The sequence below is a fragment of the Winogradskyella psychrotolerans genome, assembly GCF_018860545.1.
Taxonomy (GTDB): domain Bacteria; phylum Bacteroidota; class Bacteroidia; order Flavobacteriales; family Flavobacteriaceae; genus Winogradskyella; species Winogradskyella psychrotolerans_A.
The window spans coordinates 144,269-168,736 of sequence record NZ_JAHKPN010000052.1 but is presented as its reverse complement, the minus strand read 5'-3'; the positions used below and the strand labels follow the sequence as shown (position 1 = coordinate 168,736).

Annotated in this window: 15 protein-coding genes; all 15 read left to right on the top strand. The window is 35.7% G+C overall.

Features of this window, described 5'->3' with window-relative positions:
• Nucleotides 1-22 precede the first annotated feature (22 nt).
• The 15 genes from KO515_RS16730 (at nt 23) to KO515_RS16660 (ending at nt 24,465) form a co-directional block, all read left to right on the top strand.
• Nucleotides 23-1,513, top strand: coding sequence for a sulfatase-like hydrolase/transferase (locus tag KO515_RS16730; RefSeq protein ID WP_215937478.1), 1,491 nt, complete (start codon nt 23-25; stop codon nt 1,511-1,513).
• Nucleotides 1,514-1,578: 65 nt separating this feature from the next.
• Nucleotides 1,579-3,900: a PDZ domain-containing protein gene (locus KO515_RS16725; RefSeq protein WP_215937477.1), complete on the top strand. Its 2,322-nt coding sequence runs from the start codon at nt 1,579-1,581 to the stop codon at nt 3,898-3,900.
• On the top strand, nt 3,897-4,751 hold the full coding sequence (locus tag KO515_RS16720) for a hypothetical protein (RefSeq protein ID WP_215937476.1): 855 nt from the start codon (nt 3,897-3,899) through the stop codon (nt 4,749-4,751). Before KO515_RS16725 ends, KO515_RS16720 begins: the two co-directional genes overlap by 4 nt.
• A 32-nt stretch (nt 4,752-4,783) precedes the next feature.
• A complete protein-coding gene (locus KO515_RS16715) occupies nt 4,784-6,427 on the top strand; it encodes a family 43 glycosylhydrolase (RefSeq protein WP_215937475.1) in 1,644 nt (547 codons plus the stop codon).
• A gap of 4 nt (nt 6,428-6,431) precedes the next feature.
• Nucleotides 6,432-7,607: a putative glycoside hydrolase gene (locus KO515_RS16710; RefSeq protein WP_215937474.1), complete on the top strand. Its 1,176-nt coding sequence runs from the start codon at nt 6,432-6,434 to the stop codon at nt 7,605-7,607.
• Between the two features lie 171 nt (nt 7,608-7,778).
• Nucleotides 7,779-9,938: a right-handed parallel beta-helix repeat-containing protein gene (locus tag KO515_RS16705; RefSeq protein ID WP_215937473.1), complete on the top strand. Its 2,160-nt coding sequence runs from the start codon at nt 7,779-7,781 to the stop codon at nt 9,936-9,938.
• A 449-nt stretch (nt 9,939-10,387) separates the two neighbouring features.
• Nucleotides 10,388-12,181, top strand: a complete 1,794-nt coding sequence (locus tag KO515_RS16700; protein WP_215937472.1) for an alpha-L-fucosidase — start codon at nt 10,388-10,390, stop codon at nt 12,179-12,181.
• A 39-nt stretch (nt 12,182-12,220) separates the two neighbouring features.
• Nucleotides 12,221-14,038 carry an arylsulfatase gene (locus KO515_RS16695; RefSeq protein ID WP_215937471.1) on the top strand — a complete coding sequence of 606 codons (1,818 nt, stop codon included), beginning with the start codon at nt 12,221-12,223 and terminating at the stop codon, nt 14,036-14,038.
• Between the two features lie 10 nt (nt 14,039-14,048).
• On the top strand, nt 14,049-14,399 hold the full coding sequence (locus KO515_RS16690; protein ID WP_215937470.1) for a hypothetical protein: 351 nt from the start codon (nt 14,049-14,051) through the stop codon (nt 14,397-14,399).
• 45 nt (nt 14,400-14,444) lie between these two features.
• Entirely contained in the window at nt 14,445-15,575 is a 1,131-nt protein-coding gene (locus KO515_RS16685; RefSeq protein ID WP_215937469.1) for an alpha/beta hydrolase fold domain-containing protein, read from the top strand.
• 36 nt (nt 15,576-15,611) lie between these two features.
• Nucleotides 15,612-16,547 carry a T9SS type A sorting domain-containing protein gene (locus tag KO515_RS16680; protein WP_215937468.1) on the top strand — a complete coding sequence of 312 codons (936 nt, stop codon included), beginning with the start codon at nt 15,612-15,614 and terminating at the stop codon, nt 16,545-16,547.
• A gap of 43 nt (nt 16,548-16,590) precedes the next feature.
• Entirely contained in the window at nt 16,591-19,005 is a 2,415-nt protein-coding gene (locus tag KO515_RS16675) for a T9SS type A sorting domain-containing protein (protein WP_215937467.1), read from the top strand.
• Between the two features lie 26 nt (nt 19,006-19,031).
• Nucleotides 19,032-21,479 (top strand): T9SS type A sorting domain-containing protein, encoded by a 2,448-nt coding sequence (locus tag KO515_RS16670; protein ID WP_215937466.1) that lies wholly within the window; start codon nt 19,032-19,034, stop codon nt 21,477-21,479.
• A complete protein-coding gene (locus KO515_RS16665; RefSeq protein WP_215937465.1) occupies nt 21,476-22,927 on the top strand; it encodes a sulfatase family protein in 1,452 nt (483 codons plus the stop codon). The genes KO515_RS16670 and KO515_RS16665 overlap by 4 nt, the downstream gene beginning before the upstream one ends.
• Before the next feature lie 56 nt (nt 22,928-22,983).
• Nucleotides 22,984-24,465 carry an alpha-L-fucosidase gene (locus KO515_RS16660; protein WP_215937464.1) on the top strand — a complete coding sequence of 494 codons (1,482 nt, stop codon included), beginning with the start codon at nt 22,984-22,986 and terminating at the stop codon, nt 24,463-24,465.
• The last annotated feature ends 3 nt before the right edge of the window (nt 24,466-24,468 follow it).

Here is a 24,468-nt window from a genome sequence, read left to right as displayed (position 1 = left end):
TAAAATGAAAAAGCTTGTATTAGTGTTCTGCATACTATTTGATTTTGTTGGTTACGCCCAACAACCAAATATTATTTTCTTGATGACGGATGACCAGCGTTGGGATAATTTTGGATGTTATGGTAGACCAGAGTTTAAAACGGATAACATAGATAAATTAGCAGAAGAAGGAGTTGTTTTTGACAGAGCTTACTATCCAGTTGCCATTTGTATGCCTAGTAGAGCTACCATAATGTCTGGTCGTTATTTGTCTAATCACAGAGTGGGCTTTTCTTATCCAAACAACCTTACTTTTTCAAAGTCTGATTTTAGAGATACCTATCCAGCTCAATTAAAACAAGCAGGATACCGTACAGGATTTGTAGGAAAGTTTGGCTTTCCTGTTACAGACAAAGCCTACCATGCAGAAGGAGGAGTTTCTGACTATGATTTACAAGAACATCTGGGAGAATACTTTGATTTTTTTACAGGCAGAGGTGTGCATTTTAGAGGAGCTTTTAAAATGTGGCCAGAGGATGAGACGTTAAAGAAAATTTACAATGAAGATAGACCTCTTAATGAAAGAACCTTAAAAACAGGCGATGCTATGTTACATTTTTTAGATACGCAGCCTAAGGATAAACCATTTTGCTTGTCTGTTAGTTTTTATGCAGTGAAGAATGACAAAGATATTGATATGTATCCGCCTCATATTAAGGAATTTGAGAATCAAATTTTTAGTGTGCCAGAAAATTGGGTAGAAGGGAAAAACACAAAACTGCCTGAATTGCTAGACCATTGGAGAGGTGTCCCACTTCACAAGAAACGAACATCAACTCCAGAATTATACCAAAAATTAGTCAGACGGTTTGCTACACAAGGTTATACTGTAGATCAACAAGTAGGAAGATTGGTAAAGAAATTAGAAGATATGGGAGTGCTGGATAATACTATAATTATTTATACAAGCGATAACGGACGGTTTCATGGTTCACAAGGATTATATGATAAAGCAATTCTTTATGAGGAATCAATAAAAGCTCCTTTGATAGTTTTTGATGGTCGCAAAAGGAAAGAAGAAAGTGGATATCGAGAAAAGGCATTTATATCTTCTGTTGACATCGCTCCAACGCTACTATCTTTTGCGGGTTTAGAAACTCCTGAAAAGATGCAAGGAAAAAGTTTTAAGGGGATATTAAATCAAACTCAGAACAGGGAAGATTGGCAGAAATCAGTATACTCTGAAAGTTTATTTATTACAGATTTACATTCCAAAAGAAAATACGAAGATTTTGAAATAGCAAATCAAGATATAATTAAAGCCAATAAATCATATAGGTCTAGAGGGATTAGGAATGAAAAATTTAAATACATCATTTATTATGAACATACCCCTGTCATTGAAGAACTATATGACTTAAAAAATGATCCAAATGAGATGAATAATTTAGTATATGATAAAAAGTATGCTAAAGAACTAGAAAGACTGAGGGAAGAAACTAATAAAACATATCAAAAAATTCAAAAACTATAACAAGTATGTCTCAACAAATTAAAAATTGGCTAATAATTTTTTTTCATCTCTTAATAGGATGCTTCATGTCTACATCCTATGCTTTGGACATTTATGTAAGTCCTAATGGATCAGATAAAAACAAAGGAACTATAAAAAAGCCTTTAGCAACATTTGCCGCTGCGCAACAAATGGCAAGAACCTATGCAGGGAAAGAGGCGGTTACTATCTTTTTTGCTGATGGAGTTTATTATTTAGATGAAACTATCATTTTTAAACCAGAAGATTCAGGTACGGAAAAGTTTCCTATTGTGTATCGTGCGCAAAATGAAGGAGGTGCCGTACTAAGTGGCGGGACGAAACTCAATTTAGAATGGAAACCGTATCGTGATGGGATATTTCAAGCAAAAACGCCGAAAGGCGTCAAAATCGATCAGGTTTTTGTAAACGGATTAAATCAACGTATGGCAAGATATCCTAATTATGATGCGAGTAAAAAAACGGATGCTTATCAAGGCTATGCGGCCGATGCGTTTTCTAAAGAACGCGCAGCCACATGGAGTAATCCCAAAGGGGGCTATATTCATGCTATGCATTCTAAGGAATGGGGCGGCTACCATTATATCATAACTGGTAAAAACAAAGATGGAGACGTAACTTACGAAGGCGGTTGGCAAAACAACAGGCAAATGGGAATGCACCCACAATACCGGATGGTTGAAAATATATTTGAAGAATTGGATGCTATTGGAGAATGGTTTCATGATGAACATACACAAACATTATACTACAAGCCTGAAGAAGCTACAGATTTAAATAAAGCAACCATTGAAGTCGTTCGATTACAACAATTAATAGATTTTCAAGGTTCTATAGAGAATCCTGTAAAACATATTGCTTTACAAGGCTTTGTTGTAAAACACGCAGCAAGAACATTTATGGAAACCAAAGAACCTATGGTACGTTCAGATTGGACTATCTTTAGAGGAGGCGCTGTTATGTTAACAGGGACAGAAGACATTCAAATATTAGATTGCGAATTCGATCAAGTAGGTGGAAATGCCATTTTTGTAAACACTTACAATAGAAATACCTTAGTCAAAGGCTGCTACATTCATCATACAGGAGCCAGTGGTGTTTGTTTTGTAGGAGATCCAAATGCCTTGCGCGATCCGTTGTTTGAGTATGGTGAGAAAAATGATATGCTAACTGTAGATAAAACACCTGGACCTAAAACCGAAAATTATCCGGCTTTAGGAATAGTTGAAGATTGTTTAATTCACAATATAGGAACCGTAGAACGTCAGCCTGCAGGAGTACAAATTACTATGGCTATGGACATAACAGTTAGAGACTGTTCTATTTACGATTGTGCGCGTTCAGGAATTAATATTGGTGATGGTGCTTTCGGTGGCCATCTCATTGAGCGCTGTGATGTGTTTAATACCGTATTAGAAACGCACGATCATGGGTCGTTTAATTCTTGGGGACGAGATCGCTTTTGGCGACTAAAAAATTCAGATTTAAGCAAATACCCAGAATTACCATTTGCCGATGCTATAAAAACAACAGTAATTAGAAACAGTCGTTGGCGTTGTGATCATGGTTGGGATATCGATTTAGATGATGGTTCTACCAACTACGATATTTATAATAATCTAATGTTATCAGGAGGTTTAAAACTTCGTGAAGGGTATAGAAGACGTGCTTGGAATAATATTACAGTGAATAATACTTTTCATCCCCATGTGTGGTATGAAAATAGTGGAGATGAAGTGTTTTCAAATATTTTCATGTTTGTGTATCAAGGTGTAAAAGTACCAACGGCAAAGAATCCAGGCAAGCTAGTTGATCGGAATCTCATTTTTGATTCAGAATTAACACAAGAATTTGGATGGGATAAAAACTCAATTGTAGCCGATCCACAATTTATAGATCCTGCCAATGGAGATTTTAGAGTAAAAGAAGGCTCACCAGCCTTTGATATTGGATTTAAGAACTTTCCTATGGATCAGTTTGGTGTTAAAAAACCAGAATTAAAAGCCATAGCAAGAACACCAATAATACCGGTCTTAGGCGTTTCAGAAGATCTTAAGAATAAACGGGCAGCAAAAAAAGGGGCAAAACAGACATGGTTAGGAGCTACTGTTAGTGGTTTATCAGGAATGGAGTTTTCGGCTTATGGAGTTTCTAAAGAAGATGGAGGTATTGCTTTAACAAAAGTGCCTAAAAACTCTAAAGCAGCGAATGCCGGACTGTTAGAAGGCGATTTAATTTTAGCAGTAAACGGGCAAAAAACAGTTAATCTGAAACAGTTTTTTCGATTTATTAAAAAAAATAGAACGTCCGAAGTCATTTTAAAAGTGGTAAGAGAACAGAAAGAAATAGAAATAAAAACGATATTATGAAATTGAAATATATCATATTATATCTACTATTATCAATACTAGGAATCAACAACACGTCAGCCCAAGAGTTTAATAAAAATAAGGACTTGTTACTAGCAAATTTCGACCTTAAACCAGATGAAGATGATATAATGGCAGCTGCTGCTTTGGCATGTATGCTAAAACATGAAGATTTTGAAGATGTAAAATATTATGCGGTAGCTGGCGCTTACGGAGATCAAAATCACATATTTATTACAAGTAGCGTCCCTGATTATTTTAATAAACTGTTTGGTTCGGAAAATGAAAACTGGACAAACGCCCATAATAATTGGAATGCATCTGTTGTTAGAGCAAAAGATAAAATATTACCGGTTTTAAATAATGGAGGTAAACTATTTATTCAAGAAGCAGGGCAATCCAATTTCACCTACGATGTGTTGCAAGCAGCGATTGCAGGAGGTATGAATTTATCTACTGTGCAAAACAATGTAGTTATAGTGCAACACAGTAAGTACAATGAAAAAAACACTACACCATCAGAATTAGAATGGTTAAAACAAAATACAATTTATAAAAAAATAGATGATGGTAATACCAGCGACAATGAAACACCAGGTTATCGTTCTTATGATACAAAATGGTTAGCGTTGGCGAAATCAACTGACAACCCAAATAAAGTGGCACGGGAAATTTGGTCTCTAGCGGATGAAGTTTGTGACGCGTGGGAATCGACATGGACCAATAAATGGATTGCAGCTGGAGGAGTTGATTTTTCCGATTGTGTAGAAAATTGGAACATATTCAATCTTGGCACCGAAGCAAATGATATCGATTCTTTTTGGAAGAAATACGTTACAAATAAACAATAGATAGATAATAAGCAGTTTTTAAATAAATTAAAATGAAAAAAAATAGTTTTATAGCCATTTTGGCTTTCTCTACAATACTTCAAATGTATGCACAGAACAGGCGTTCTAATCCAATTGTAAGCCACATGTTTACCGCAGATCCATCAGCACATGTATGGGAAGATGGTCGTTTGTACGTATATCCTTCCACAGACAATACGCCGCCTAGAGGTTATAAAACCATGGATGGTTATCATGTTTTCTCTACTGATGATATGATTACTTGGAAAGATCATGGCGAAATTCTTCATTCAAGTCAAGTTGAATGGGGACGGGAAGAAGGCGGTTTTATGTGGGCACCAGATTGCGTATATAAAGATGGTACTTATTACTATTATTTTCCGCATCCAACTGGAACCGATTTTAGAAAAACATGGAAGATTGGCGTAGCAACTAGCAGCAAACCGGCTTCAGATTTTAAAGAGCAAGGTTATATTGAAGGATTGGAAGCTTATATTGATCCTTGTGTATTTATAGATGATGATGGTCAGGCCTATCTATACATAGCAGGACATAACCAATGTTACGGAGTAAAGCTCAAAGAAAACATGATGGAACTTGATGGAGAACTTACCTTACAAACAGGTCTCGATGGTCTTCGGGAAGGCCCTTTTGTGTTCAAACGTAATGATATGTATTACATGATTTATCCTGATGATTTTCCAAAATTTAACAAAATGCGCTATGCCATGAGTAAAAATCCGTTAGGACCATGGGAAAATAACGAAGTCTTTTTAGGTAGTACAAATGTGATTACAACGCATGGTTCTGTAGTGGAATACAAAGATCAATGGTACTTGTTTTATCACAACGGAAACTTGTCTGGTGGTATAGGTCCCAACCGTTCTATTTGTTTTGATCCTATTTATTTTAATGAAGATGGCACCATTCAAATGGTAAAACAAACTTTAGGTGTTGCATTGCCAACCTTTCATAAAGACATTAATTTTAATGGCATGATGAGCACATTGTCCGTTGGAAATTATAATCAAAAGGATTTAGAAAAACTAGGCATTCATCCAAATCAAATTTCATCAATTGAAATACCTAAAGGCTTTAAAGTTGAAGGTTTTGAAAACGATAATTTCACTGGAAAATCATGGGTTTTTCAAGAAAATAGAATTGATTTGAACCCCATTGGCTGCAATGATATTATATCATCAATAAAAGTTTCAGAATATAAAGATGACAATCTTGTTAAAAACGCCTCTTTTGAATTGGCTACACAAGAGCAAATCAAACATTGGTTAAGTCGTCGTTCGTCACAATTATTTAAAAGAACTATAGACAACACTACAAAAGGGTTTTACGCAATGCAATACGAAGGAAATGGAGATGTGCAACCAATGACACAAAATATAGAACTGATCCCAAATACCAACTACGAACTCAGTGTAAAACTCAAAGTAGAAGCTGGTACTAAAGGAAAAGTAATTTTTGATACCAATGGTAGCTTTGATGATACCTGCAAGTTTGAGTTAGATACGACTAAAAAGGCTGATGAATGGGTGGAATTTAAACATGAATTTAATAGTGGTAGCTTATCAAAAGTAGAGTTACGCTGTTTGGTTTCTAAAGATTTCCAAGGAACTGCAAATTGGGATAACGTCGTGCTAAAAGTGACATCAAAAAAATAAAATTATGAAAAAAACATTTCTATTTATATTACTTATAACTGTAAGCGTACTGCACGCTCAAGACAACGGAAGTAAAAATCAATCTTTTGTGATAAGTGACGGTACCACCTTTACACCAAAGGATTTCTTTCCGAAATTTAGTTGGGATACCACACCTATGTATTATATGTTTCAGCATAAGCAACGCTTGTTAAAGCCAGAAGAGGTAGATTTTATTGCGGCACGGACAGATTTCTTATGCATTGAAAAGTCACATGGAAAAGTAGAGCTAGGTGCTGCAGAATTGGGTGCCAAACATGAGTCCGCAGCATTTAAAGAAGTGAAGCCAGATGCCAAAGTCTTGTTTTATTTCAATTCCGCATATGCTTGGCCGTATACGTCTTACAGTAAGAACTTCACCAAAGAAAAAATTGAAGATCATCCTGAACTGAAAAAATTTCTATTAACCAATCCAGAAACGGGTAAGCTGTACGAGCATTATGGTGCGTTCTGTTTTGATCTCTTAAATCCTGATTTCCGTGAATGGTGGGTCGATACTGTTGTTAAAGGAGTAAAAGAGTCAAGCTGCGATGGTGTGTTCATTGACCAAATGCACGGCAATAGTAGATTTCGTAGCGAGAAGAAAGAAGAGATTGCAATAGCCATGGGAGAGATGATGGCGGCACTCAAAGACAGAATGGGTGCAGACAAAATCTTATTAGGTAATAATGCCAATAACGAAGATGCAAAATATGTATATCCTGTTTGTGATGCTGTGATGTTTGAGAATTATGCTACGGTAAGATCGAAAAAAGAGAATTTGTTAAGCGAATGGCAGGATATGCTGAAAAATGCCCAAAACGGAAAGATATCTGTATTTCGTTTGGGTGTTGAAGGAGCAGGTCGTGGCAATTTAAAACCAAGAGGTGAGATGCCAAAATTTTCTCAAAAGCAAGTAGAATTTTCGCTTGCTTGCTACTTAATTGGTGCGCAACCTTATTCGTATTTTATGTATAGTTGGGGATGGACCTTAGCTACGGGATCTTTGGTAAACTATCCAGAATTACAAAAACCATTAGGAGCACCAAAAGGAGCTTATAAAAGAACAACACCCGAAGGCTGGGAGTTCACTCGCGAGTTTGAACATGCCAGCGTTTGGGTAGATACAGAAAACAGAAAGGCTAAGATTACTTGGCATTAATTTAATCTAAACAAGGTTATAAAAGACGAAAGACTGCTGCGCTGTTAGAGTCAAGAAGCTAGACTAAATAGTAACTAACTGAGAAACTGTAATAAAATCCTTAAAACTATTAAAGTAAACTAATACTTAATTTTTTATTTGAACGTAACTAAAAACAACTAAAGAAAAACTATGAAACGACAATTTATTTTATTGCTAACGCTTATCATCAGCTTTGCATGCAATAGTTCAGATATGAGCGCACAAAACAATGCAGATTTTTATGTGTCGACTCAAGGATCAGACGATTGGTCTGGTACATTAGAAACTCCAAATTTAGAAGGAACAGATGGTCCTTTCGCCACCTTAGAACGTGCGCGTGATGCCGTACGAAAATTGAAAAAAAAGAAATCAGATGACATTACGGTTTTTATAAGAGAAGGCGTTTACCCACTTAAAGAGACTGTGGTTTTTGGTTTGAAAGATTCAGGAGAAGATAACCTCTCTATTACTTATGAAGCATATCCAGGCGAAACACCCATATTTAGCTCAGGCCAAGAGATTAATGGTTGGAAAAAAGTAACTGACGATATTCCAGGTTTGCCTAAAGCAGCTGTTGGAAATATTATGGTTGCCGATGTGTCTCATAAATTTTTAACCTTATATGATGACGAAGGTTTATTGCCACGTGCACGATCGGAACGTTTTATGCCTTTAGAAGGAAGTAAAAAAAATAAACTCTATTTTCCAAACGGAACGTTGAAAAACTGGTCGAATATTGAAGATGTAGAAATATTAGTAAGGCCTACAAGAGACTGGATCGTCAATATGTTACCGCTTGCTTCGGTCGATGAAAAAAAAGGAGTGGCGCATACAGCAATTGATGCCACTTATGCCATGACGAAAAAAGGCTGTTGGGTAGAGAATGTAATAGAAGAACTTGATGAGCAAGGCGAATGGGTGTTGAATACTAAAGAAGGAAAAGTGTATCTCTGGCCTCGTAACGATTCTAAAGTCGTGGCACCAACATTGATTGAATTTATAAAAGTAGAAGGAAAAATAGACGTAAAAGGACCAACAGATATTCCTGTAAAAAATCTTCATTTTCGTGGATTGACTTTTAAACATGGCGAACGTTATACGTTAACCAAAGACGATGCTGGTTTACAACACGATTGGGACATGCTCGATAAGGATAATGCGCTAGTCCGTTTTCGTGGAGTAGAAAATAGTAGTATTGAAAACTGTCATTTTTTATATAGTGGAAGTGGTGCTATCCGAGTAGATTTACATGGCATTAACAATACTATTTCTAACAACCATATTGAATACATGGGAGGTGGAGGAATCCTACTGTGTGGTTATGGTCCTGGAACAAAAGATGTCAATAAAAAGAATACCGTTTACAATAATAATATTCACCATTTAGGCGAAATCTACTGGCAATCACCTGGTATTTTTCTTTGGAATAGTGGTGATAATCGCGTGGCGAATAATTTAATACATGATACCAACTATTGTGGCTTAATTGTCTCAGGTTGTGTTATTAGATTTTTCAAAAAATCAAATAGACGTGAACAAGGTAGAGCGATTCGTTGGCATGAAATAGAGAATTTACCAAAGGTGTCTGAACTAACACCAGATGATGTGCGTCCTTATTGGCATAGTAAAAATAACATCATAGAAAACAATGAAATCCACCATGTCATGAAAAAATTGGGTGATGGCAACGGTATTTATATAAGAGCAGCTGGTGCAGGAAATATTATTCGTCGCAATTATATACATCATCTCGTAGCAGAAACCGGAAAACAAAGTGGTATTCGTACCGACGGTGGCCAAATGGATGTGTTAATTTCCGAAAACATCATTTATAAATGTACCTCACAAGGCATGATTCTGAAATTGAACAACCGATTCGAAAATAATATCATTGCTGATATCTTTGAACCACGACTTGTGTATATGAAAATCGTAGAAGGGCCTATGCAAGGGGCTACTAATAAACACAATATTTTCTACTCGATTTCAGATAAGAGCACATTTATTGCACAACCGTCACCAGGAAAAGGCCTATTCGGTGAAGATAGCCGTGGGCGTGTACGTGCTACTATGAAAGATGTAGATTCAGATTTTAATATATATTTCTGTAAATCGGACAACGCAATAGCAGAAAAAACATTAAAAGATCTTCAAGAAAAAGATAATTCAGATCATCATAGTTTGGCAACAGATCCATTATTTGTTGATATAGATAATGGAGATTTTAGATTCAAACCAAATTCACCAGCACTTAAATTAGGTATTCTTCCTATAGATATTTCTGAGATTGGTCTAAGGATTAAAGATTGATTTATATCAAACTACCTTTAAATTTAACAAACTTGTCACTTAAAAATAACACTTATTTAACTTGTGAAATTCGTAATTTCGATCAAAAATTGTGGGAAATAGGCAAAATAACTGTCGGGTTTTTCTCATTGTGCTAAATAAATGGCTTAAAAATTAAGGATTTAAAGTGTAATTTAGAGTTGATTTGAGTAAACTAAAACTACTAATCCCTTTAAATATAGGGGATCTATGTTGCTCAAATCAACTTGGTTGATATCAGCAATAAAAAAGCATGACGCGAGCAAGTCCTTTTGTGCGCTGTGGTTGCATATTTGTAATTGACCAATCGAAAGAAAATTAAAACTAACTAAATTTTCGTTTTCAGATTATTAGATGTTGACAAATGGAATTGTGATCATGTTCAAACCATTTCATAAGCTGATACCTAATTTGTTTTAAAGACCACTTAGATGTATAAGAAAAGAAATCATATTTTGCCCGTTGTAGCATTTCTGCTATGCACTTTTTGGGGATTTGCGCAAGCTCCAGAAAAAAATCAAGAAAGCATGGAGGATATGTGGGGAGATGCTGAGACTTTAGATGCGAATATTAGAGAAGGGAAAGGTAAGTTGTTTGACGAAAGCAACTTTGGCATGTTTATTCATTGGGGTTTATATTCTGATTTAGCAGGAAAGTGGGATGGTAAAACATATTACGGTATTGGAGAGTGGCTTATGAATCCTAAGGTAGCTAATGTTCCACCTGAAGATTATATGAAAGTGGCAAAAGAATTTAATCCAGCACAATTTGATGCTAAAGCCATTGCACAGCTAGCTAAAGATGCAGGTATGAAATACATTGTCATTACCAGTAAGCATCATGAAGGTTTCGCGATGTTTGATACTAAAGCAAGTGATTTCGATATTGTAGACGCTACACCTTTTGGGCGCGACCCAATGAAAGAATTGTCTGCGGCTTGTAAAGAATTAGGATTAGGGTTTGGATTTTATTATTCACATTATCAAGACTGGACAGCGCCTGGAGGTGCTAACGGCCCAACAACCAATGCTGATGGCACTGAGGCATCCTTTACAGATTATTTTTATAACAAATGTAAACCCCAAGTAAGGGAGATTTGTACGAACTATGGAGATATTGATTTTGTATGGTTTGATACACCTGGAGGAATGCCAAAAGAGTATGTATTAGAATTAGCCAATATGGTTAGAGAATTACAACCCAATGCCATGATGAGCAGTCGAGTTGGTCATGGATTAGGTGATTATGTAACGCATGGTGACATGGAAGTGCCGCCTGAGAATTTAGATATTTTATGGGAAAGTGTTGATACTAATAATGATTCGTGGTCATTTGCATGGTACGATAACAATTTTAAAAGCCCGAAGGAAATATTACATCGATTAATCTCAACTGTAGGTAGAGGTGGTACATACATGTTTAATGTAGGACCTAATGGAGATGGTGTTGTTCCAGAAATTGGGGCTAAGTTTTTAGAAGAAGCTGGTAAATGGATAAAGAAATATCCACAAGTGGTTTATGATGCAGGTAGTTCTCCTTGGGGACACGCATTGCCATGGGGAGATGTCACAACACAAGGAAATTCATTGTTTCTTTCAGTTTTTGATTGGCCACAAGATGGTAAGTTGTATTTGCCAGGTTTACAAAGTGACATAGCTTCTGCGCATATCCTTGGCGGGAAGAAGACTGTAAATTTAAAATATACTACGAAAAACGATTGGACCATTTTTGAAGTTCCATATAAAAAACCAGATGCACCAGTGGCTGTGATTGAAGTAAAATTAAAATCTGCACCAAAAGCAAATCATACCCATGGTGTTTATCCAAATATTAAAGCAACGATTTTAACGGATTTTGCTAAAGTTTCAGATGCAGAGAAGAAATCAATTCGTTGGATGGAAAAATTTGGGGAATGGGTAAAAACCACTCAAGTCTCTAATTGGAAAAAAAACGGCACGGTTGAATTGGAGGTAAATGTATTAGAGCCTGGTTATTACTATTTAGATTTAAACTATAAAGGCGAAGGTCGTTTAGTATGGAAGACAACAACGGATGAAGGTATCGTGGTTCAAAATGAACAAGCAGCCACTGAAAAATATGTTGCTTATCCAATGGGAATCATAGAATTTAAAACTACAGGAAAACATAAAGTAACTGTATCATTGGTAAGAGGAGATGCAGAAACCTCGAGTTTAAAATCAATTATCATCAAACCAATTCAATAAAAAAATATAACCCTATATCATAAGCTAAGACTAACACGAATGACAAAAATGAATAAATATATCGGACTGATTGCATTGTTTTCTGTTTTGATTTCTTGCAAATCTAAAACTAAAGAGGAAGTAGAGACAACTGCAAAGCAACCAAATGTTATTATTGTAATAACAGATGACCAAGGGTATGGAGATGTAGCTCATAATGGCAATACAATTATTAAAACACCAACTATAGATCAGTTTGCAACCGAGTCTGTGAGTCTTACTAATTATCATGTTGGGACGACTTGTGCTCCAACTAGAGCAGGTTTGCTTACAGGAAGAAACTGTAACCGAAATGGTGTGTGGCATACTATTATGGGAGCGTCAATGTTAAATAGAGAAGAAGTAACAATAGCTGATGTTTTTAAAAATAATGGTTATAAAACAGGAATGTTTGGAAAATGGCATTTAGGAGATAATCATCCATTTACACCAAATGACAGAGGTTTTGAAGAGGCATTCTATCATGGTGGAGGCGGTATCGGTCAAACACCAGATTATTGGAACAACGATTATTTTGATGGCACTTACTTAAGGAATGGAGAGCCAGAAAAAACAGAAGGGTATTGTACAGATGTTTGGTTCGACGAAGCTATAAAGTTTGTTGAAGCGAAAAAAGACAATCCGTTTTTATGCTATTTGAGTTTAAACGCACCACACTCTCCATTCAACGTGCCTCAAGCCTATTACGACATGTATAAAGACGAAGAGAGTTTAATTGAAACTCAAAAGCGTTTTTACGGTATGATCACTAATATTGACGACAATTTTACTAGACTATTGAAAAGGTTAGACGAATTAGAAATAGCAGATAATACTATTGTCATTTTTACCACAGATAATGGCACGTCAAATGGCTATAAAGTCGATGAAAAAACAGGCGAAATACACGGATTTAATGCCGATATGAGAGGAACAAAAGCCAGTGAATACGAAGGTGGTCACCGTGTTCCATTTATTATAAGATGGCCTAACGGGAAGTTAAATACAGGAAAATCACTATCCGATTTAACGGCTCATGTAGATATGCTTCCAACCTTAACGACGTTAGCTAACATACCTTATACTTCAGATAAGGTGATGGATGGAATAGATATTAGTGCCTATTTAACAGAAGAAGCACCTATCGACGATAGATATTTGGTAACAGATACGCAACGAATCGCATGGCCAGAAAAAGGAAAGAATAGTTGTGTAATGGATGGAGATTGGAGATTAATTAATGGTGATGAATTATACAACTTAACCAACGATCCTGGGCAAAAAAATAATATAGCAGACCAACATCCTGAAAGAGTAGCAGATATGAATGCTTTTTATGAGTCATGGTGGGAAAGTGTGATTAAAGAAGTTGAATATTCTACAATCGATTTGGGTGTGGATGAAGAAGAAGTAATTACTTGTCATGATGCGAGAACCGTAGATTATTACCCACCATGGAATCAACGAATGATAAGAGCAGGTAACCCAATGAAACCAGCGTCCTTCTTTGTCAATTTTGTGAAACCTGGGAACTACACCTTCAAATTAAGACGTTGGCCTTCAGAAAGTGGCATGTCTTTAGGGGCAGAAATTTTAGATGAAATTCCATCAACAGATACAACAGATGGAAGAATTCGAGGAAAAGCGATGAAGTTCAAAAAAGCTTTCGTAAAAATAGGAGATAAAGAAGTTGCCATAGATGTTGATAATACATCACCATCTGCTGATATCGAATTGGATGTAGAACAAGGAAAAACAGAGCTATTAGCTTGGTTTGAAATGGAAAATGGTGAATTAACTAATGCGTTTTACGTCGATGTAAAAAAGAATAATAATTAAACATAATAAAATGAAGAAAATCATCACACTAGTTGCCGTTGTATTAATAACATTTTCAGCAACGGCACAAAAGAAAAAAGCTAAAGGGAATGATAATACGTGCTATTTAGAAGCTGCCGCTGCAACTTTTGAATTATCCGAAGAGAACATCGCTAAATTAAATGATCTTTTAACAGAAAGATTGGAGAAAAGGGGAGATGTTAAGAAAAAAGCTAGAAAATCAGAAATTACAAAAGAAGAAGCTAAAACGGAATCAAAAGTTATTAATCAAACTTATTTTAAAAGTTTTGCTGATTTAGCTGGTAAGCCTAAAAAGGAGATCATGATTTTTGAAAAAGCCACTAAAAAGAAGTGCAACTAAGAGTGGATAACTGATTTCGGTTTTACAATTTTTATTTCAACAAAAATGAGTATTCAATTTTTTCATACAAAAAGTAACCAAGTATTTATAATGCTGGTCTTTAGCTGTCTATTGTTTAGTGCGCTTTCGGCACAAGTAGAAAATCAATATTCTAAAGTTAATGCCGAGAGTGAATTTTCTAAATTAGATAGCAATAATAATGGCGTGTTGGAGGTCAAAGAAATCAATCAGATTTGGAAGCTTATAAGAAAGCACGATACCGATAATAATAAAGAATTGACGCTAGAAGAGTTTTCAAACTTTGAAATTCCTCATCTAAAAACAAAAGGTGATATCAATCTAAACTTAAAGTATAAAACGACAAAAGAAGAAGGTTTATACTTAGATATTTATTATCCAAGTGAAAAAACAGCAGATAAAAAATATCCCATTATGCTATATACGCATGGAGGAGGTTGGTTTAACGGCAGTAAGGAAAATATTGTTAAACAGCCCATGGAAGAGTCGTTTTTAGAATTTGTAGAACAAGGTTTTGCAGTTGTTTCAATCAACTATCGTCTTACAAGACATAAATCAGTGCTTATGCGCGATTGTGTTATTGATGCTATGGATGCATTGCGTTATCTCTCTAAAAACAGTGAGGACTTACAATTAGATGCAGATCAGGTTTACGTCATGGGAGATTCTGCTGGTGGCCATATTGCGCAAATGATAACGCTTGCCGATCCAGCAAAATTTAAAGGAGATAAAGCGCTCTTTGGAAATCCATATAAAGTTATCGCTGGGATTTCTTGGTATGGGCCATCAGATTTTACGATAAAAGCGCTTTTTAAAACGGATGATACAACAAAAAATCCAGACCGATTCAGTTCTAGAATTACAAAAAAAGAATCTAATCCTTCTAAAATAGAAGCAATGTATAAAGAAATGAGTCCGATTTTTTATTTATCAAAAAACAGTCCTCCGTTATTCATGATGGCTGCAGATAATGATACCACTATACCTGTTGCTCATGCCTATCACATGAAAAAGCATGCGGATAGTATAGGAGCAAAGGTCGATATGTTTATTGTGAAAAATGCAGGACATAATTGGCGAAAAGCAGGAGGAGACATTGACCCCACTTTAGAACAAATCACAAACAAAACAGTTGACTTTATGTTAAAATACAAATAACAATTTTTAATAAACTAAATAAATAAACTCTCTATTATGAAAACAAATTACACAATTACAGGAATTAAAAATGCTTTAGCGATTGTAGCTATTGCTTTAGGATCTTCATTTGCTACAGCACAAGTTGCAACAGATTATACTTCAAATATTAGATCTGATGCTTCAATTACTACTTATCCAGATGGTCCAGCTGTTATGGTGACGGAAGAACTTACACACGAAGGCACAACTTTTAAAATCCAAATGACAGTGACTCCAGGTGGAACTGCAACACATGTTGGTACAACAGGAGCTAATAGGAGATGGGGCGTTGGTGATAGTGCTGATGTTGATAACACAATAACGCTCTTTGAAGGTGACGAGGATGAGTCTGCAACAATAGACGGTATAAGTGTTGTAGATTTTAATGATAATGGAACAGGTTATACTGTTGACGCTATTTCAAATTTACATTTCGATGCAATTACTATTAGAGGCGCTCAAGGTGATGCTGATAATCCAAGTGTCACTGTAGATGGTACAAATGCTGGTACTTTTGAATTAGGGACATTAGCTACCACTACCACTACTTTTGAATTTGGTGTTGAATTTATGAATGCAGCAGGTGATCCGTTTACCGTTGGAGACACTGATAATGTTAGTGCTATTACATTAACTGCACCAGCAAATTTTCAAAATACGTGGCAAATTATAGGAACTAACATAGCATATACATTTACTACAGAGGCTTTATCTGTAGATGATAATGAATTAGATAACACGTTCTCTATTTTCCCTACAGTAGTAGAAAATACATTTTCAGTAAACAAAGCATTCAAAACTTTGAAAATAATTGATATGACTGGTAAAACAGTTAAGACATTTGGTTCTTCCGATGCTTTAGAAGTTTCAGGAATGAGTACAGGAATATACATTGTTAAATTAGAATCTGAAGCTGGTAACGTTGCAACTAGTAAATTGATTGTAAAGTAAATCTTTAGTTTTTTTTATCTATAGTATACACCTTCTTTTTATTATGAAAATAAATTTAAAATTTGCGTTTTCTATTGTGATGGTTTTAGTTATTACTATCAATAGTCTGAAAGCACAAGTGCCAGATCCAGAGCAAGGTTTAAGAGCCGATTGGATGAGAGGTGCTTTGGGCTTGCTATGGCTACCTGAGCGAAATTTTAATGGTAATATAGAAGGTGTTAGAATAGATGATTTTATAACTCAGATAAACGATCTTAGAACTGTTGATTATGTTCAAATTCCGTTAACGAGTCCAAATATTTTTTCTCCTATACATGTAGGTCCACACCCTATAATCGAAAGTTTATGGGAAGGTGATACTGGTACAGATGGTAATCCAATTAATTTAGCAGTGCCACGCGAAGCTGTGGATGATCCTCTTTTAAGTTGGCTTAAAGCACTGCGAGCGGCAGGATTACGAACTGAAATCTATGTAAATTCTTATAATTTACTAGCAAGATTTCCTGATGAAGTTCAAGAAGATTATCCAGATGTATCTGATCGCTGGATGGACTGGTGCGATACAAATCCAGAAGCTCAAACTTTTATTAATAGTGAATCTTATCACGATGGTGATGGCAGACGAAAATATATGTTTTGTTATGCCGAGTTTATTCTAAAAGAGTATGCCATGCGATATGGTGATTTAATTGATGCTTGGTGTTTTGATTCGGCCGATAATATTATGGAAGATGAGTGTGGTGATGATCCAGCCTCAGAAGCTTTAAATGATCAGAAAATTTATCAAGCCTTTGCAGAAGCTTGTCGTGCAGGAAATCCAAACGCAGCTATTTCATTTAATAATAGTGTGGGTGATAACCAAGGCAACCCTTTTACAACGGCAACCTATTTCGATGATTATACCTTTGGACACCCTTTTGGTGGTGCTGGTAACATGGTGGTGCCAGATATATTATATACTTATAATTTTGGTATCATTGAATGGATGGAGGATTACAACGGAAATGCTTTTACGGACGATACAAGATCTTGGAACGACAATGTCATTTCTCATTTCTTTCCAAAACAAAGTGCAACATCTTGGAACGCAGGTAATACACCTTGTTTAACGGATGAGCAATTTGTAGAATGGACGACTAGAGGTCTTATGGGTGGAGGTGCTATAACTTGGGGAACTCCTTTAGAGAGAACAAATTTAGAAAATTCACCAATTCTTACATTGCAACCTTATGCACTTAATCAGTTAGCACTCACAGATATTCAATTAAAGGAATTCCAATATCCAGGTGCACCAAACTGGTCAAGACAATATACTATTTTACCACTAGCTTATACAGGAATACCGTATTTACATACCTTAACAGAGGGATTTGATTTTTGGGATCCAGAAGGTGATTCAATTACATCACTTATTGCTCAAAACGCTTTCCCATCTTGGTTAACTATTACAGAAACATCGCCAGGAGTATGGACATTAACGGGAGTACCTACTGAAACAACAGATACAGATTATGAATTTGAATTGAGAGTAAGCGATGCTTCTGGAGGAACAAATAGAACGGTTAAATTGTCTGTTTTTGAGGAATATGTGCCAGAACCAACTATAATTGATGTTCAAATACAAGCCACGGAAAATACCACGTATGCATCTGGAGCTGTAACAATGACGGGAATGGGTTCAATTCCTGGATATGATACAACGTTTGAAATTGATATTACAGTAACACCAAATGGTGATTTTTCAACGTATCCTGATGCTGTAATAGTTTCGGGTACAAGTGACAACGTTGGCAATTCTAGCTCAAAAAGTTGGGGAATAAGTAATGATGGTACTAATGATGCATCTAATGATAGAATATTTGCTGGCGATCAACAATTTTCAGCAACAATAAATAATGCAACTATAGGTAATATTACAGGTACAAGTGGCTTAACCTCCGATGATATCACCATAGAAACCTTTAAGTCTATTACCATTGTAAATGCTCAGAGCGTTGGAGATCGATTTACGTTTTCGGCAGATGGATCGGCTGATTTTGAACTTGGACGGTTTAATAATGAGGCTGTTAAGGTTGTAGATTTAGTAATAGCAGCTGCGGACTCGCAAATAGAAAGTTTTACAATTAAAAATGGATCAGCCGCTACTAACGATAAATGGTCTGTTGAAGGTATAACTGTTACTGTACTTTTTGATGAAAGTACGTTGTCGATTGAAAATCCAGACATAAATAGCACCGAATCTTTCAGATTGTTTCCTAATCCAGCGAATGATAGAATTACATTTAATGTACCGCTTTATTCGGCCGAAATTATAGATATGTCAGGTAGAATTGTAAAATCGTTTCAAGACACAAAAGAAAGCATAGCTATATCTAATTTAATACCAGGAATTTATTTTTTAAGAGGCATCAATAGAGATGGTGATGTATTAACCAACAAATTCATTAAGCAGAATTAATAAAAATCGATACTGAAGAAATATTAATGTTATATAATCATCAAATAAAAGATAGAAAGGCTAATAATATCATTAGCTTAGTGTGTCTTGTTTTTTTATGTCTTACAATTAATGGTATTAATGCTCAAATTCCAGATCCTAATCAAGGCCATAGAGCTGATTGGATTTTAGGGAGTTGGGGCGTAAATTGGAAACCTGAAAACTTTGCTAATGGTTCAATAGAAGGAGTCTCTATTAAACCGTATCTTGATGGGTTGAGCAGTTTAAGAACACTTGATTATGTACAAATTCATTTAACAGAATCAAATATTCAATCTCCATCTCATAGCGCTCCGCATCAACTATTGGAAAGTTTATGGCAAAATGATAGAAATCCCGACGATACTCCGTTTAATTTAGTTGTCCCTAGAGAGGCAGCAGATGATCCATTTTTAAGGTGGCTTAAGCAGATAAAAGCTGCAGGATTAAAAACTGTAGTATATGTGAATTCATACAATTTATTAGCACGAGATGTAACTAACATTCCTAATGATTATCCTGATTTTTCTAATCGATGGATGGATTGGTGTAATACTAATGAAGCGGCTCAGGCCTTTATTAATAGTCAACCATATCATACAGATGGCATAAATGATAGACGACCATATATGTTCTGTTATGCTGAATTTATTCTTAAAGAATATGCTATGCGTTATGGAGATTTAATAGATGCATGGTCATTTGATGCTGCAGATAATATTATGGAAGATGAGTGCGGTGATGATCCAGCATCTGGAGAGGTAGTAAGTCAACGTCTTTATCAAGCTTTTGCTGATGCCTGTCACTCAGGAAATCCGAATGCGGCTATATCATTTAATAATAGTGTTGGGACTGCTCAAAATCCATATACGACACCAACGCTTTTTGATGATTTTACCTTTGGTCATCCCTTTGGAGGAGCTGGTAATATGGTAGAAACCCAAAGTTTGTATGATAGAAATTTTTACATGTGTGAAGTATTGGAAAGCACCAACGGACTTCCTTTTGATACAACAGATAATATAGCATGGAATGATAATGTGGTCGGTCGCTTTTTTCCTAAATGGAGTACGACGTCTTGGAATGCTGGTACAACACCTTGCTTAACAGATGAACAATTTGTAGAATGGACAAATACAGCTACTATCAACGGAGGTTCAATAACTTGGGGAACGGCCTTAATTCGGAATAACTTATCTAACGCACCTGAATTAATTATTCAACCATCAGCATTACATCAATATGACCTTGCGGATGCTTATCTAAAAGAATTTCAGTCGCCTGGTGCACCAAATTGGTCTAGACAATATACTATTTTACCACCTGCTTATACTAACATCCCATATTCACATAGTATAACAGAAGGTATTGATGTATGGGATCCAGAAGGTGATGACATTATATCGCTTGAGGTTTCAGGTGGCTTTCCTTCGTGGTTAACTATTGAAGAATCTGAACCTGGTATATGGATTTTAAGTGGTACACCGATAGAAGCAGTAGATACTACATATAATTTTGAATTATCAGCTAATGATGCTTCAGGCGACACGTCGAGATCTATTGAATTAGTTGTTTTCGAAGAGTTTATACCTGAGCCCATTGTAATGGATGTAGAAATTCAAGCTCTGGAAAATACAACGTATAGTTCAGGAGCAGTAACAATGTCAGGTTCAGGGTCGGTTCCAGGATACGATACAACATTTGAAGTCACTATTACAGTTGAACCAAATGGTGATTTTACAACCTATCCAAACGCGGTAATTGTTTCTGGTACTAGTGATAACTCTGGTAATTCAACAGCAAAAAGTTGGGGTATCAGTAGTGATGGTTCTAATGAAGCAACAAATGATAGAATTTTCGATGGGGAAGAGCAATGGTCTGCAACAATTAGTAATGCAACAATTGAAAATATTGTTAGTTCAAGTGGTATATCTTCAGAAAATTTAGAGATAAATACTTTTAAATCTATAACTATTGTGAACGCTCATAGTGTTGGAGATCGGTTTACCTTTTCTGCAGATGGGTCAATTGATTTTGGTTTAGGTAGATTTAATAGTGAAGCGAGAAAAATTGTTAATTTAAACCTCGCAGCAGTCAACAACAACATAGAAAGTTTTACAATAAAAAATGGATCGTCAGCGTCAAATGATAAGTGGGCTGTAGATGGCATAACGGTACAGATTTCACTGGTTAACTTCCCGTCAACTTTAGGAATTAATAACTTTGATGAGTCACTCGATTCTGTAGCAATTTTTCCTAATCCAACAAAAAATAAATTTACTATATCTCTAGATTCAGATTATGTAGAGATTTTTAATTTACAAGGCAAATTAGTCCAAAAAAAGATAACAAATACAAGAGCTGTAGATATTTCAGAATTAAGTAAAGGTATTTACATAATAAAAATTCATACTAAAGAAGCTAATATATATACTAAAAAACTAATAAAAATATGACAACAAAAATAACAAAGCTAAATATACTTCTGTGCTTCCTATTAGCTGTGAGTTGCGGTCCTTCGAAGGCACAAGAAGCAAAACAGGATGCTACAAAGCAACCCAATATCATTTTTATATTTGCCGATGATTGGGGTTATGGTGATATAAGTGCGCATGGAAGTACTTGGATAGAAACACCACATATTGACAAAATGATAAGTGAAGGAATGGACTTTGCTGACTTTACGGTAAATAGTCCTGTGTGTTCTCCTAGTAGAGTTGCAGTAATGACTGGTCAATTTCCGGCGAGACAAAGCATTCATCAACATTTTCAAGGTTGGAAAGCACATAAAAAAAGAGGTATGCCAGACTGGATGGATCCTAACGGCATGTCTTTTCCTAAATATTTTCAAAAAGCAGGTTATGTAACGGGGCATTTTGGTAAATGGCATTTGGGTTGGAGTGCGAAGGATGCGCCAATTGAATCGGACTATGGATACGATGAGTATGCGACTTTTAATGGCTCTAAAACTATAAATATTCCAAAAGGAGGATCTATTGGTGTAGATTATGCTGAAGATTTTATTAAAAAACATAAAAACGAACCGTTTTTTATCAATCTATGGTTACATGAAGCACATACAGCCCATTATCCTCAAGAACGATTTATGGATCAGTTTGGTAATCTAGATGAACAGAAACAAGTATATGCTTCTATTATTGCTGAAGGAGATGAGGCTGTTGGTAGAATTATGAAATTATTAGAAGAGCTCGATCTCGATGAAAATACATTAGTGGTTTTTTCTACAGATAATGGTCCAGAATGGGAAGGTTCTGAAAAAGAAAAACTGCATAAAGGCGATGTAGAAAACGGAGTAGAAGGACTTGGGAAATATTATTCTGTTGGTGAAACAGGTGGACTTAAAGGACAAAAAAGATCTTTGTTTTCTGGTGGAATTAGAGTACCATTTGTCGCCAAATGGCCAAAAGTTATACCAGCAGGTGTAGAAGATAAAACATCGGCAGTAACAGCCGTAGATTTATTACCAACGTTTTTTGAAGCAGCAGGCATAGAAATACCAAACGATTTTCAACCAGATGGAGAAAGCATGATGTCAGCTTTCAAAGGCAAAGGCTTAGAAAGAACCAAGCCTATTTTTTGGGAATGGAGAGGTGGCACAAGTAAAGATTATACATGGCCAACTTTGGGAGTTCAGGATGGAGATTATAAATTGGTTGTTGATGTATCAGGCGATAAATATGAATTGTTCAATATTAAAGACGATTGGAAAGAAGAGAACAATCTTGCAGAAAAAAATCCTGAAAAAGCTAATGAATTATTAAAGATGGTTCATGATTGGAAAGCATCTTTACCTACAGAACCAAAAGCATCGAGTTTGTCTGTGGTAAGAAATAAAGCCGCTAAATCAGATAAGAAAAACAAGAAAGCAAAGAAAAAAAATTAAGTTATATCAGACTCTACTCTAACGAATTTAAAAAAAACTAAATAACTAATAGTATCATGACACAAAGCATCAGAATAGGAATACTTGCAATAGCTTTTGGGTTTATATCATGTAAACAAAAAGAAACCAAAGTTGCCGAGGAAACACTTCCGCTGACTTATGAGCAAATGACGGCATCAAAAGAGGAATCTAAGGAAGCTTTTAATGATGCTAAATACGGCATGTTTATTCATTGGGGTTTGTATTCCATTCCTGGAGGCATTTGGAATGGTAAAAAAATGGAAGAATTAAGAGGTCCTAGAGTCGCCGAATGGATACAGTTTGGTGCCCAAATTCCTAGAGATGAATATGCTGAATTGGCACCACAATTTAATCCCACCGATTTTGATGCGGATGCTGTGGCGAAATTAGCTAAAGATGCTGGTATGAAATATTTGGTGATTACCTCTAAGCATCATGATGGTTTTGCCATGTACGATTCTAAAGTAAGCGAGTATGATATCACAGACGCAAGCCCATATCCGAAAGATATTGTGCAAGAATTATATGATGCGTGTCAAAAATATGATATCGATTTTGGTTTGTATTATTCTCATAATATCGATTGGATGGATGCTAATGACTGTGGGCTTTCAGAATATTTAGCGTCTGGAGGCGAAGAGCATGCTAGAGTTAAACGTAAAGCTGGTGTCAATACGTGGGATCCAAGTCCAAATACGTTTACGGAGTATTTAAATAATAAAGCGTATCCACAGGTAGAGGAAATCTTAACAAAATTCCCAAATATGACAACCTTATGGTACGATTATCCGCATTATGTAACACCAGAGCAAAGCCATAAATTTTACAAGATAGCTTACGATTTACAACCAAATATGTTAGTGAATTCTAGAGTAGGGAATGATTTAGGTGATTTTGATATTCCTGGTGATAATAAAATTCCTAATGACCACTTAGCTATTACGAAGCCTTGGCAAACTGTTGGGACGACTAACAATTCTTGGGGTTATAAGTCTTATGATAACGATTGGAAATCTCCTAAAGAATTACTTTTTTGGTTAACAGAAATTGTGAGCAAAGGTGGTAATTATATGTTGAATATTGGACCAAAAGCTTCAGGCGAAGTGCCTCAACAATCTATAGATAATTTATTAACTGTTGGTGAGTGGTTAAACGTAAACGGAGAAGCCATTTACAATACTCGTAAGTGGGACGTAACACATGAAGGACCAACTAAATTAAACATGGATGGTACAGGAGATAGAGAAAAGCACGGTTTTGTTGCTGAGTTTACATCACAAGATTTTTGGTTTACCCAAAAAGAAAACAACATCTATGCTATAGCTTTTCAATATCCTGAAAACAAGATCTTAATTAAAAGTTTTAAAAACGAAAACGATTTCGAAATTAAGGCTGTAGAACTCTTAGGTGAAAATTCGGCTGTGGAATGGAAACAAACAGATGAAGGTTTAGAGGTTGACTTAAATGGTCAGCAAATAGATAAAAATGGCTATGCCCTTAAAATTTCTTTAAAGTAACCC